This is a genomic window from Pseudarthrobacter sp. S6 (genome assembly GCF_050156575.1).
GTDB lineage: Bacteria > Actinomycetota > Actinomycetes > Actinomycetales > Micrococcaceae > Arthrobacter.
In genome coordinates, this window is record NZ_CP189581.1 from 3,417,094 (window position 1) to 3,429,846 (window position 12,753).

A 12,753-nucleotide genomic window follows, 5' to 3' on the forward strand; every position below is an offset into this window, starting at 1 on the left:
GAAAAAATCCCTCCTGCAACAAAAGGTAAGAATATGCTGATTTCCCGCAAGCCTTTGGGCACCTCCAAACTCAAGGCCATGACGGTCCTCGCCATTGGCGCCATCGCGCTTTCCGCCTGCACCAACGCGTCGCAGAATGCCACGCCCGGCAGCACATCAACGGATTCCGACAGCGCCAAAGCCAGCTTCGATCCGTCCACCATCACCAAAGATGATTCGCTGGCCGCCATGGTTCCGGCGGCAATCAAGTCCAAAGGGACACTGACCATCGGTTCGGACACCTCTTACGCCCCGGCGGAATTCCTCGGCCCGGACGGACAGACGCCGGTGGGTTACGACGTCGACATCGCCAAGGCAATCGGCGCCACCCTGGGCCTCAAGGTTCAGGTGCAGACGGCCGAATTCACGGGTATTCTTCCCGCCCTCGGCCCGAAGTACGATCTGGGCATCTCCTCCTTCACGATCAACCCTGAGCGGCTTGGGGCCGTAAACTTCGTCAGCTACTTCAATGCCGGAACTGCTTGGGCCGTCCAGAAGGGCAACCCCAAAAAGTTCTCCATGGATGACGTGTGCGGCAAGTCAATCGGCGTCCAGACCGGAACCGTCCAGGAAGATCCGGACCTGGCCGCCCGTAACAAGAAGTGCACCGACGCCGGCATGAAGGCCATCGATATCATCACGCTGAAGAACCAGACCGACGTCACCACCCGTCTGGTCAACGGCAGCATTGACGCCATGGCAGCGGACTCCCCCATCATTGGATACGCCCTTTCCCAGACGAACGGCCAGCTTGAACGGCTTGGCGCCGTTTACGACGCCGCGCCGCAGGGCATCGCCGTAGCTAAGGCGGATACGGCCTTGGCGGACGTAATCCAGAAGACGGTCACCAAACTGATCGCGGACGGGTCCTACAAGAAGATCCTGGACGGCTGGGGCAACGCGGACGGCGCCATCACCAAGTCCGAAGTCAACCCGGCCGTCTCCTGAACGTGACCGCAACCGACCAAATAGCAGGTCCCCTAATGGAACACCACCCTCCCGAAGCACCGGTACTGAATAAAGCAGTACCGGTGCGGCATCCTGGCCGCTGGATCAGCGCCATCATCATCCTTGGCGCCCTGGTCCTCTTCCTGCAGAGCCTGGTGACCAACCCGAACTTCCGCTGGGACATCGTCGGGACCTACATCCTGGACACCAAGGTAGTCCAAGGCGTCGGCTGGACCCTGCTACTGACCGTTGCGTCAATGGTCCTGGCCATTGTGCTGGCGATCCTGCTGGCGTTCATGCGCCAGTCGGACAACCCCGTGTTCCGCTGGTCCAGCTGGGCGTGGGTCTGGTTCTTCCGGGGCACGCCTGTGTACACCCAGCTGATCTTCTGGGGCCTGGTATCCGTCCTGTACCCGAAGATCAGCGCGGGAGTCCCCTTTGGACCCGAGTTATTCAGCCTGGACACCAGCACCGTGGTCACGGCACTCGCGGCCGCGATCCTGGGACTGGGCCTAAACGAATCGGCCTATCTGGCCGAAATCTTCCGGGCAGGTCTGAAGTCCGTTGACCGCGGCCAGATGGAAGCCGCAGAGGCCTTGGGCATGGGCAAAACCAAGATCATGTGGCGGATCATCCTGCCGCAGGCCATGCGCGTCATTGTTCCACCCACCGGCAACGAGACCATCGGCATGCTCAAGACCACATCCCTGGTCCTGGCCGTACCGTTCACGCTGGATCTCACGTTCGCCTCCAATACGCTGGCCAACCGGACCTACCTGCCTGTTCCGCTGCTGATCGTGGCGGCCATCTGGTACCTGGTGATCACCAGCCTGCTGATGGTTGGCCAGCACTTCATCGAGGCCTACTACGGCAAAGGTGTGGACAACCTGGCCCCCGCAGCAATCAACCCGGCGGCCGCCAAGGCAGCTGCCGCAGCGGCTCCGAGCGCCACCGCCGAGCCCGCCCTGCGGATGGACTTCCCCGAGGAGGACCCAAAATGACCATCACCGCCGAGAAACCGCTGGTGAAGATCGAGGGCCTGCACAAGTACTACGGTCACCACCATGTGCTGCGCGGCATCGATCTGACCGTCAACCAGGGTGAGGTGTCCGTGGTGATCGGGCCGTCCGGTTCGGGCAAGTCCACCATGCTGCGCTGCGTGAACCTGCTGGAGACCATCAGTGCCGGGCGCATCTCCGTGGGTGGCAACCTGATCGGCTACCGCGAGGTCAACGGCCGGCTCCACGACCTGAAAACGAAGGAAATCGCGGCCCAGCGCCGGGAAATCGGCATGGTTTTCCAGCGGTTCAACCTGTTTCCGCATAAGACGGCCCTGTATAACGTCATGGAAGCGCCCATGCAGGTCAGGGGCCAGTCTCGGGTTGCCGCCAGGAAGCGGGCCCTGGAACTCCTGGACCGAGTTGGTTTGGCGGACCGTGCCGACCACTACCCGTCGCAGCTTTCAGGTGGCCAGCAGCAGCGCGTGGCCATTGCCCGGGCTCTGGCCATGGACCCGGAACTGATGCTCTTCGACGAACCCACATCCGCCCTGGACCCCGAGCTCGTGGGCGACGTCCTGAACGTGATGAAGGACCTCGCCAAGTCCGGCATGACCATGATCGTGGTGACCCATGAAATCGGCTTTGCCCGCGAAGTGGGCGACCGCTTGACGTTCATGGACGGCGGCGTTGTGGTCGAATCGGGCGATCCCCGGGAAGTTCTGGCCAACCCGCAGCACGCCCGCACCAAGGAGTTCCTGAGCCGGGTCCTCTGATCCAATCAACCTCTGACTCGAGCAACGCGGGGTCACTTACGGCCCATTATGCAGTACATGATGGGCCGTAAGTGACCCCGCGTTGCTTCTTATAGGCCGACGGCGGCGGCCACGGCGGCCTTGATGCGGGCGTGCAGGGCGCGGAGGCCAACGCGGTCCGTGCGGACTTCGATGATGCTGCGCCCCTTCAGCGGTGCGGCCAGCGCCTCGGCGAGTCCCGCCGTCGTACTTACCGAGCAATGCCCGACGCCGTACGCTGCGGCGAGTGCCGCGATGTCCACGGTGTGGGGGGTGCCGAAGAGCCGTTCGACGGCGTCGGAGTAGCGTCCGGATTCACGCACGGCCCCGTGCTCCAGCAGATCGAAGATGGCACCGCCGGCGTCGTTCAGCACCACGATCCGCAGCCCGGGTTCGGATTCGCCCGAACCGAGGAGCAGGCCGCCGGCGTCGTGCAGGAAAGTGACGTCACCCAACAGCAGCGTGGTGTCCTGGCGGCCGCCGAGGGCAACACCGGTGGCGGTGGAGATGGTGCCGTCGATCCCGGCGAGGCCGCGGTTGGCGTACACCGTCGCGGCTGGCTCGGCGGCGGGCAGGCCGGCCAGGTCAACGTCGCGGATGCCGTTGGAGGAGCCCAGCATCAACTGGCCGCGGGCATGCTGCCAGACCAGGGCGCCCACCGAGGGTCCGGTGGCGGCGGGCTCGGCGGCCAGGACGCCGTCGAGTGCGTGCTGCGCTCCGGCCCCGGCCAGCAGCCAGGTATCGAGCCAGTCGGACGGGCCGCGGCCGGCGAAATCCGCGAGGTCGGCCAGGTTCTCCAGCGGAAGTTCCGTGCGCCGGCCCGGCTGGTACCAGGCCACAGGAAGTGGCTGGTAGAGCGCGGACGGCACGTCGGCCCGCTCCAGCAACGCAGCTACCGGGCGAGATAAGGTGGGCCGGCCGAACATCACCACCCGTTCGATGGGCTGTGCCGCGGACGGTCCGAAGTGTTCCAGCAGCAGCCGGTATGGGCCCACAGCGTTGGGGCCGAACCGGGCGTTGGAGGACGGCTCCGCGAGCAGCGGCAGGCCGTGTGAGCGGGCGAACGCCTCGGCGACGGGCCCGGCGTCGTGCCCTGCCAGCACAACGGTGCGCCGTTCCTCCAGCGAGGCCGGCGCGGGCGGGAGGTTCATGGTGAGCGGGTCGGTGCCGATCCGGAACCTGGAGTGCCCGGCCGCCGCCGCAAGTTCCTCTTCCGGTGCTGGGACCAGCGGGTCGCGGAACGCCAGGTTCAGCTGGACCGGCCCTGGCGCGAACTCGGAAAACGCACCCGTGGCCGCGGCCAGTGCCGTTTCCACGGCGCGCTGCGGGCTGCTGCCGGCCGGGACGTCGGCGGCGAAGCGCACGTGCTCGCCGAACAGGTCCAGCTGGATGGTGGTCTGATTGGCGCCGGTCCCCTGCATTTCCTCTGGCCGGTCCGCGGACACCACCACCAGCGGAACGGCCGCGTGGTTGGCCTCCATCACGGCGGGCATAAGATTCCCGACGGCGGTGCCTGAGGTAGTGAGGACGGCCGCCGGGGAGCCGGTGGACAGCGCCAGGCCCAGGGCCGTGAAGCCGGCGGAACGTTCGTCGATCCGGACCAGGAGGTCCACGCGGCCGGCCGTTTCTGCCTCCGCCAGGGCGTAGGCCATGGGGGCGGAGCGCGAACCGGGCGAGACCACCACGAACTGGACACCGCCGTCGATCAGAGCGTCGACGGCGATCCGCGCGGCGGCGAGGGAGTTCAGGGAAGTCACCGAACCAGTTTGCCATCCTGCGGACGCCAGTATGTCCCGGCTCTCCCGTCTACCACCCGTTGCTCTATCACTTACAGTCCCTAAAAGGCCGGCAAAGGGACCAAAAGTGATAGAGCAACGGAAAGGAATCAGCCGCGGAACACCTGGACTACCGCCGGACGGGGCGCACGCACCTGGCCGCGGGCCGGCGTCGTGCCTTCTGCAACGTAGTCCGGGAAGAAGGAGTGCTGGTCCGCGAACGAGCCGTCTTCACCCGGGTGCTGCACGGACACGAACACGTTCCGCTCCTCGTCGTGGACGATCGGTCCGCAGGTTTCCGCTTCCCTCGGCACGGCCAGGAACTGCTCCACCTTGCCGCGCTCGGCTCCTTCGAGGGTGACCTTGAAGAGGCCGTCGGCCTTGCCGATACCGGCAGGGGCACCGTCCGTGGAGATCCACAGGTTGCCAACGGAGTCGAACGCGAGGTTGTCCGGGCAGGAGATCGGCGAGACCTTGTCCACCGGGAAGCCGGAGAAGTAGGTCACGTCACCGGTGGCGGGATCGCCGCAGACCATCAGCAGGTTCCAGGTGAACGCGGTGCCGATCTGCCCGGGAGCCTCGGTGATTTCCACGATGTGGCCGTCGCGGTTGGCGTTGCGCGGGTTGATCTCCGTGGCGCCTTCCTTGCCAACCTTGCCGCGGTCCGAGTTGTTGGTGCAGGCCACATAGACCTTTCCCGTGAGGAGGCTCGGTTCCACATCCTCGCAGCGGTCCATTTTGGTGGGGCCCACCTTGTCGGCGGCGAGGCGGGTGTAGACCAGGACCTCTTCCAATGTCATGCCGGGCACGGCGGAGGCGCCGTCCACCACCAGGGGCAGCCATTCGCCGGTGCCGTCGAAGGAACCGTCGGCGGGCACGTTGCCGGCTCCGGTAATCTCCTCCAACGGTGAGTTGCCCGTGAACCTGGCGACGTAGAGGTTGCCCGCGGAGAGCAGCGTCATGTTGTGCGTTCGGTCGCCCTCCCGGTACTTCCCGGCCGAGACGAACTTGTACAGGTAGTCGAAGCGTTCGTCGTCGCCCATGTAGGCCACCACATGCCCTGAATCGGCCACGATCACGTTGGCGCCCTCGTGCTTGAAGCGGCCCAGCGAGGAGTGCTTCTTCGGGGTGGACGTGGGATCGAACGGGTCAACTTCCACGATCCAGCCGAAGCGGTTGGTTTCGTTTTCGTAGCCGGCGTTGCGGGTGTCGAAGCGGGGATCGTCCAGTTCCCACTTGCGGGCCGTGGATTTGGAAGAGAGGCCGTACCGCTTGTCAGAAACGGACGTGCCCGGGGAGACGAAGTAGCCGTTGAAGTTTTCCTCGCCGGAGAGGATGGTGCCCCACGGCGTAGTGCCGCCGGAGCAGTTGCCCAGGGTGCCCTTGATCTTGCGGCCGCTCGGGTCCGCGACGGTCCTGACCAGCGGGGAGCCGGCAACCGGACCGGTGAGTTCGTAGACCGTATTGTTCAGGTACCGGCGGTTCAGCGGCGCGCCCTTGACGTAGGTCCACGGTTTGGTGGTGTTCTTGCGCTCCAGCTCGACGACGCTCAGCCCGTGCGCTGCGGCACCCACCGCGCGGACGTCGGCGGCAGGCATGGTGGCCGGGAACATGATGTTCTCGTTCGTGTATTCGTGGTTGGCGAACAGCAGGCCACGGCGGCCCTTGCTGTTCGGGATCTCCAGGATGTCCGTGTAGTCGTTGTTGTAGCCGAACTGCTTCTCCTGCGCGGCGGCCGTCTGGTTGTTCAGATCGAAGTCCGGCGTGCCGTTGAAGATCGGGTCGCCCCAGCGGATCACGGGCTGCCAGGTGAAGCCTTCAGGCACCGTGAAAGCGTCGACGGCGGCGTCCACCGGAGCGATCGGCGTGAACTTCAGCTTCGACTTCGCGAAGCCCTCCTTGGCGGCGGGCGCCAGTCCGGGACCGCCGGCAACGGCCGGTTCCGCGGAGGTAATGGCGCTGCCGAGTACGACGGCGAGCGCACCGGCGGCGCCGAAGCCCAGGGCGGCGCGGCGGGACATGCTGGCGGACGCGATGTCGCGGAAATAGCTGTTGGCGCTGGTGTTGCAGACATCGCCGGAACAGGCGTTGTCGCACTTCAAGGCGCAGGTGACGGCACTGCGCTTGCCCTTGGTGTGGCCGAGCATGGGCAGCAGGGTGAACTTGCGGGCTGTCGTTTCAGACAAGGGGTGCCTCCAAATTTACGATCGGGTCCCGGCCACCCTGTCAGCCGGTTCCGACGCTCAGCCGTCCGCCGGGTGAAGTTCCGGTGAACCGGCGATTACCTGCAGAGATATGCGAGAGCGTTCGTAAAAAGCCCACGTTAAGTGAGAGAGCGTCAGGAAGCCAGGAGGGCGTGGACGCGGCCGAGTCGGGCCAGCCACCAGTCGCGGCGTTCGGCGGAAGCCGCAAACCGCTCCAGCAGCCCGGCGTCGGCGGTGACGTCGCGGAGGCGGATGGCGCCGTCGTCGGCCACTAACGGATCCAGCGTGATATCCGAGGCGAACAGCGACACCGTCCCCAGCCCGCACGCGTACGGCAGCTCGGGCAGGGCGGCCGCCAACCCCAGCCCGGCGCGGATCCCCACGGAGGTGTCCAGCGCAGAACTGACGACGGCGGGGAGGCCGGCCTGCGCCACGATGTCCAGCGCGCGCCGCACTCCCCCGAGCGGCGCGACCTTAACAACCAGCAGGTCCGCCGCGCCAGCCCGCGCCACGCGTAGGGGGTCGGATTCCTTGCGCACGCTTTCGTCGGCCGCGATCAGCACCGGCGTTCCGGCGGCGCGCAGCCGGCGGCGCACCTCGGCGAGCCCCTCGATGGTGGGCACGGGCTGCTCGGCATATTCAAGCCCGGCGGCGGCGAGCAGGGTGAGTGCCGCCACGGCGGTAGGCACGTCCCAGCCACCGTTGGCGTCGACGCGGATGGCGGCGTCGGGCAGGGCGGCACGGACGGCGGCGACCCGGGCGGCGTCGTCATCGAGTGTCTGCCCGCGTTCGGCCACCTTGATCTTGACGGCATCCACCCGGCCGAAGCGGGCCAAGACGTCGGGCACGCGGTCCGCGGAAACGGCGGGCACGGTGGCGTTGACGGGGATCACCGAACGGACGGGTGACGGAAAGCCGGCCCAGCCTGCCTCGATGCTGGCGGCTAGCCAGCGGGAAGCCTCGGCATCGGCGTATTCGGGGAACGGGCAAAACTCGCCCCAGCCGTGCGGGCCGCGCAGCAACAGGGTTTCGCGTTCCATGATGCCGCGGAACTTCACCCGCATGGGCAGGCTCACCACGTGCGCAGCAGCGAGCAGTTCGTCCAGGGCGGGGAAGGCGGCAGGCGGCAGGGCGGCATCAGCGGGCATGCCCTTCACTGTACAAGCGCGGCAAGGTCCGCGCTGGTCTCTGCAGCGTTAGCTGAACCCGGCTTCAGGCGGAGTGCAGGCATCTCTGCAAGATATGGGTGGTCTGCCGGGCGCAGCGAATGATCTCCCGGAGGCGGTCCGCTGCCAGCCGGGGCAGGACCCTGGCAGGCTCAGCATCGACGGTCTCTTCGCGAAGGGACCGTTCAAGGTCCATGGCAAGTCCGGCCAGGCGTTCCGCGCCCACCATCTGGCTGGAAGTCTTGAGGCTCAGGACCGCATCCATCGCGCCGGCCAGGTCACCGGTGGTAAGGGTCAGCCGCATTTTTTCAGTCCGGAGGGGCAGGTGCTCGATGAAGTTCTGCACGAACACCTTCCACACGCCGTCATCGTCATCGAGCTCGGTGCGCAGCCTGTCCAGCACTGCCGGATCCAGGAGGGGCAGGGCGTTGCCGTCGTCCGGCGCCATGACTGTCCTTCCTGCCCCAAGAAGCGGTATACCGATGGACGTCCCGTGAGTCCCCCACTCGAAGCTATTCGCACGTGGAGGCCGAAAGCATCAGTAGTCGGTACTCGACTTTCATCTGAGTGGCACTGGGTGCAGACGAGCTATCCGACCCTTATCGGCGGTTGTTACGCTTTGCGGTGTGATTCACCTAAAACAGGCGCCCTGTCTCGAAGTGCACGCGTGAGCGCCCCGGCACCGGTGGTCAACGCCCGGGCGTCAACCCTCCCCCTGTACGCGGCCGGGTTCGTCACAGCGTTCGGCGCCCACAGCATCGCCGCCGGCATGGGCGCGCAAAGCGAGAACATCGGCCTGACGCTGCTCAACCTGGGTATCCTGCTGGCCCTGTACGACGTTTCCGAGGTCTTCCTCAAGCCGGTCTTCGGCGCCCTGAGCGACCGGATCGGAACCAAACCCGTCATAGTCGGCGGCCTCCTGGCCTTCGCGGTGCTGTCGCTGATCGGCCTCTGGGCGGCGGATCCCCTGATGCTTGGACTGGCGCGGCTAGGGCAGGGCGCTGCGGCTTCGGCCTTCTCGCCGGCATCGTCCGCGATGGTTGCGCGGCTGGCGGCGGGTAAGAAAGCCGGGACCTACTTCGGCCGGTACGGTTCCTGGAAGAGCCTGGGCTACGTCATCGGCCCCCTGCTGGGTGCCGGACTGATCCTCGCGGGCGGGTTTGCCCTGCTGTTCGGGGCCCTCTCGGTGCTGGCGGCGGGCACCGCCGTGTGGGTGCTGGTGTCCGTTCCCCACCTGCCGCCGCTCCCCCGGCAGCGCTACACCGTTCTGGACCTTGGCCGCCAGGTCACGGAGCGGCGCTTCCTCGTGCCGACGCTGGTACTGGCGGCCTCGACGGGAGCGCTCGGCGCGGCGATCGGATTCATCCCCGCCCTCGCTACCCGGCACGGCCTTGGCCCGGTTGCCGGCACAGCCGCGGTCACTGTCCTGGCCATCACCTCGGTGCTCACCCAGCCCTGGATCGGCAGGATGCGCGACGCGCACCGCATCAGCGACAACAAAGGGACGACGGCGGGGCTCCTCCTTACCGCCGCGGGCGTCGCCCTCATCGCCCTCACCCCGGGTCCGGTCACGCTGTTCATTGCCGCGGCGGCCATTGGCGCGGGAGTCGGCCTGGCCACCCCGCTCGGGTTCGCGCATCTGGCCGACACCACGCCGCCGGAGCGCATGGGCCGGACCATGGGTTCGGCGGAGCTCGGCCGTGAACTCGGCGACGCCGGCGGGCCGCTGCTGGTGGGCGGCATCGCCACCCTCACCGCCCTGCCGTTCGGTCTCGGGGCCCTGGCACTGCTGGTCGCGGCGGCCAGCATCCCGCGCCTCCCGAACGTAGCTACCCCGGGTCCGGGCGCACCTCACACGCGTTAGGTAGACTGCTGGAAATACCGCACGCGGGATGAAACCCAGCATGAACCGCAAAGCGCGTCAGGTAGCTTATGGCGCTGACCTAACACGTGTCAAGTGTCACATCCGTGCTGCTGGCGCGCTCGCGGTCCGGCCTGCGGAGAATGCCCAAAAGTTACGCAATTCGGCCAGTCTGGGGCCACGAAACAGCCCTGCGGGTCCTCCCAGTTTTCTGTGACACCCTTAACCGATGACCATTCCACGCCAGGCACCACCGCGGACCCCTGCCCGCCCCACCCCGGGCTCCGGCTTTATGTTCGCGTTCGCCTGGCTCGCCTGCATTGTGGGCCTGATCGCCACCTACTACTACTTCGTCCAGACCAGCACGGGCCAGTTCATCGATGAATCCGCGCTGGTTGAGGCTGTGGACATCTACGGACCCGCGGGCAAGGCAGCCACCGAGTTCCTGGACTGGCTGCCCACCATCTCACTGGTGGTGGCCGCCGTCGTGGTCCTGTTTGTCACGGTGATCCGACGGCGGTGGTCGGCTGCCGGGATTGCAGTCACCGCGTGCATCGGGGCGAATATCGCCACGCAGGTCCTGAAGGAAGTACTGCCCGCGCGTCCGGACAAGGGCGTGGTGACGCTGGAGCTGAATTCCCTGCCGTCCGGGCACACCACGCTGGCGGCGTCGGCTGCGGCGGCGGTTTTCCTGATGGCCTCGCCGCGGTGGCGTCCGATGGCCGGGTTTGTGGGCGGCACGTTCGCCATCGCCTCCGGCGTCTCCACGCTGATCAACCAGTGGCACCGCCCGGCCGACGTCGTCGCAGCGTTCCTCCTGGTGGGCGCCTTTATGATCCCCGCAGGCTGGCTGATAATCCGGAATGGCGCGGCGTGGAACGTATGGGACGGCCTTGGCACGCACGTGGGTTCGGCCAAGATCTGGCTCACACTGCCGGTGGTGATCGGGCTCGTGTCGGCGGGGGTTGCCGTGTATTCGTTGGCCAAGATCGCCCCGGGTCCGCTCCAGGAGGACAGCACCACCAACTACTTCTGGGCCGGCATCTCACTCATTGTGATTGCCGGATACCTGGCCACCGTGGCCACCACGTCGCTGTTCGCCTACTCCGCACGACGGCGGGACTCGCCGAGGCGCTGACGGCACCACTGCGGCCGCACAGGCCTTCGCAGGCTGGTTGCCTAGCAATAGACCTTCTGGTTTTTGGATTCCACCTTCAGGGTGTAGTTAGCAGAGGCCTGTGTCTGGTCTGTGGTGTATGTGGCAGTGACGCGCACTGTCAGTAGGGTGGCCGCGCCGCCGTCCACCACGATCTGCGAGCTTCCAGCAAGGGTAATGGTGCCTGGCGTCGTGGTGGAGTTGATGGTAGTGGCCACGGAATAGGTGGGCCCATAGCTCCCGTCGGCCTGGAGCGCGGCGTAGGTCAGTGTGGCTGGCGCCGAGGGCACGGTGACGCTGAGGGTGGCTTCCTTCTGCGAGGAGGTGTTTGAGCAGGTGATGGAGGTGATAGCGGGCCCGGGCCAACTGCCGTTCGCCGTCACGGTCATCGTGGCGGCGGCTGACTGTTGCCACAGCGCCGCCGCGGGGCCGCCGCCCAGGCCAAGCAGAACTGTGAGGGCGAAGGCTCCAACGGCCAAGGCCGGCACCTGGAGGCTGCGGAGTTCACTCACGCCGCCGGCTCCGCCCCGGTGCCCCACTTACGCATTTTGCGCACTGCTTTGAAGACCACCGTGGCGCCGTACCCAATAAGGCCGGCTGCGGCCAGCCTGGTCCAGAGGTCGCGGTCCACATTGCCCAGGGCATTGGCGGCGAATCCCGCGTATGGAACCGCATAGAACAGCTTGCCGGTGACCTGTGGTGCGGTGACCGGTTCGGCATCGTTGGCACCGTTGTTGTCGCCCCTGGTCACGAGGGTTCTGTCCCCCGACTGGGTGGCGCCAAAGCCCACGATCCGGTGCGTTTCGACGTCGGGCCGGCCTGAGTACATCTGGAAGGTGATGACGTCCCCGTAGGAGAGTTCGTCGAAGGCCGCGGGCTTCATCACCAGGAACGTGCCGGGCGGGAACTTGGGCGCCATGGAGTTAGTCAGAACGGTGTAGGTCTGGGACCCTGTGGCCCGGGGAACCACAACCAGCACCAATGCGGCGAACACGGCGACCATCATGACCACCAGGTTCAGCACCCGCCAGGCCGCGGCCCAGAAAACACTGCCGGCAGGCTTGGAGCCTTCACTGCCGGCGGAGTCCAATCGGGTGGAGCCGAAGCCTGAACCGCGGCCGCCTGCGAAGTACAGATCAGCAGCCACTGGGCACCCCGCAGAGCTGGCGGGCGGTGATCGGAAGGGTGATGTTCACGGCTTGGCCTTTCACGGTGGACGGGGCGGTGGAACTGAGGCTGACCTGGAAACAGAACACGGTGTTCGTGGACTTGGGGACGGACGCTGACGTCAGCCCGGCTGGTGTCAGCGCCGTGTATCCGGTGGTTGTGGCGCATTGTGCGGTCGAGGTGACATTCTTGGCGCTGACCGTGAGGTACTGGGCCAGGACGCCGCTGCTGACGTTGGCGAGGGTTGCCTGGCCAACGGTGAGCGTCGCGTTGAAGGTTCCGCCGGCGTTGCTGCCGTTGGTGATTGCAACGTTGGCATAGACCGAGTTTCCTGGCGAGACTGTAGCGGTTTGCGTGAGGTTCAGGCTTCCTGCCTGTCCTCCGGCGAGGGTCATGTTGGTCACCTGCCCCGAGGGGCTCGCGGTGAGGGCGACATCAAACGAAGCAGCGGAGACGATTCCCGGGGCAGCGGTGGTGCCGGCGTTCCACAAGGCGTAGGTGCCTTGGACTGTCAGCAGTCCGAGCACCACCGCTGCTGCGATGAGTAAACCGGTTCGCAGCATCCGCGGGATCCGCATTGTTCCTCCTGGTCCTGATCCTAATCTTTCCAGCCTGGCGGTTGGCCGATTGGCCAACCGCCAATCT

The 12,753-nt window shown here is 66.4% G+C and carries 12 protein-coding genes; 5 read left to right on the plus strand and 7 right to left on the minus strand.

The window, feature by feature from the left end; genetic code table 11:
* Positions 1 to 33 precede the first annotated feature (33 nt).
* From ACQCS0_RS16345 to ACQCS0_RS16355, 3 genes are read left to right on the plus strand one after another with little or no spacing between them, the layout of a single operon-like run.
* Positions 34 to 987, plus strand: coding sequence for an ABC transporter substrate-binding protein (locus ACQCS0_RS16345; protein ID WP_354153195.1), 954 nt, complete (start codon positions 34 to 36; stop codon positions 985 to 987).
* Between the two features lie 35 nt (positions 988 to 1,022).
* Complete coding sequence (locus tag ACQCS0_RS16350) at positions 1,023 to 1,988, plus strand: amino acid ABC transporter permease (RefSeq protein ID WP_354153194.1); 966 nt, start codon at positions 1,023 to 1,025, stop codon at positions 1,986 to 1,988.
* Complete coding sequence (locus ACQCS0_RS16355; RefSeq protein ID WP_354153193.1) at positions 1,985 to 2,761, plus strand: amino acid ABC transporter ATP-binding protein; 777 nt, start codon at positions 1,985 to 1,987, stop codon at positions 2,759 to 2,761. Before ACQCS0_RS16350 ends, ACQCS0_RS16355 begins: the two co-directional genes overlap by 4 nt.
* A gap of 89 nt (positions 2,762 to 2,850) precedes the next feature.
* Here ACQCS0_RS16355 and menD read toward each other — a convergent pair whose 3' ends face one another.
* The 4 genes from menD to ACQCS0_RS16375 all read right to left on the minus strand — a co-directional run bounded on the left by menD (position 2,851) and on the right by ACQCS0_RS16375 (position 8,372).
* Positions 2,851 to 4,536, minus strand: a complete 1,686-nt coding sequence (gene menD / locus ACQCS0_RS16360; RefSeq protein WP_354153192.1) for a 2-succinyl-5-enolpyruvyl-6-hydroxy-3-cyclohexene-1-carboxylic-acid synthase — start codon at positions 4,534 to 4,536, stop codon at positions 2,851 to 2,853.
* A 128-nt stretch (positions 4,537 to 4,664) separates the two neighbouring features.
* Positions 4,665 to 6,740, minus strand: coding sequence for a PhoX family phosphatase (locus tag ACQCS0_RS16365; RefSeq protein ID WP_354153191.1), 2,076 nt, complete (start codon positions 6,738 to 6,740; stop codon positions 4,665 to 4,667).
* A gap of 152 nt (positions 6,741 to 6,892) precedes the next feature.
* Positions 6,893 to 7,906 (minus strand): o-succinylbenzoate synthase, encoded by a 1,014-nt coding sequence (locus ACQCS0_RS16370; protein WP_426939854.1) that lies wholly within the window; start codon positions 7,904 to 7,906, stop codon positions 6,893 to 6,895.
* 64 nt (positions 7,907 to 7,970) lie between these two features.
* Positions 7,971 to 8,372 carry an Hpt domain-containing protein gene (locus ACQCS0_RS16375; RefSeq protein ID WP_354153189.1) on the minus strand — a complete coding sequence of 134 codons (402 nt, stop codon included), beginning with the start codon at positions 8,370 to 8,372 and terminating at the stop codon, positions 7,971 to 7,973.
* A gap of 219 nt (positions 8,373 to 8,591) precedes the next feature.
* Between ACQCS0_RS16375 and ACQCS0_RS16380 the strand changes: the two genes are divergently transcribed.
* Complete coding sequence (locus ACQCS0_RS16380; protein ID WP_426939855.1) at positions 8,592 to 9,788, plus strand: MFS transporter; 1,197 nt, start codon at positions 8,592 to 8,594, stop codon at positions 9,786 to 9,788.
* A gap of 226 nt (positions 9,789 to 10,014) precedes the next feature.
* Positions 10,015 to 10,923, plus strand: a complete 909-nt coding sequence (locus ACQCS0_RS16385) for a phosphatase PAP2 family protein (RefSeq protein ID WP_354153187.1) — start codon at positions 10,015 to 10,017, stop codon at positions 10,921 to 10,923.
* A 41-nt stretch (positions 10,924 to 10,964) separates the two neighbouring features.
* On the opposite strand, the gene ACQCS0_RS16390 is transcribed toward ACQCS0_RS16385, so the two are convergent.
* From ACQCS0_RS16390 to ACQCS0_RS16400, 3 genes are read right to left on the minus strand one after another with little or no spacing between them, the layout of a single operon-like run.
* On the minus strand, positions 10,965 to 11,453 hold the full coding sequence (locus ACQCS0_RS16390; protein ID WP_354153186.1) for a hypothetical protein: 489 nt from the start codon (positions 11,451 to 11,453) through the stop codon (positions 10,965 to 10,967).
* Positions 11,450 to 12,088, minus strand: coding sequence for a signal peptidase I (locus ACQCS0_RS16395; RefSeq protein WP_354222758.1), 639 nt, complete (start codon positions 12,086 to 12,088; stop codon positions 11,450 to 11,452). The genes ACQCS0_RS16390 and ACQCS0_RS16395 overlap by 4 nt, the downstream gene beginning before the upstream one ends.
* Positions 12,078 to 12,686, minus strand: a complete 609-nt coding sequence (locus tag ACQCS0_RS16400; protein ID WP_426939856.1) for a hypothetical protein — start codon at positions 12,684 to 12,686, stop codon at positions 12,078 to 12,080. Before ACQCS0_RS16400 ends, ACQCS0_RS16395 begins: the two co-directional genes overlap by 11 nt.
* Positions 12,687 to 12,753 lie beyond the last annotated feature (67 nt).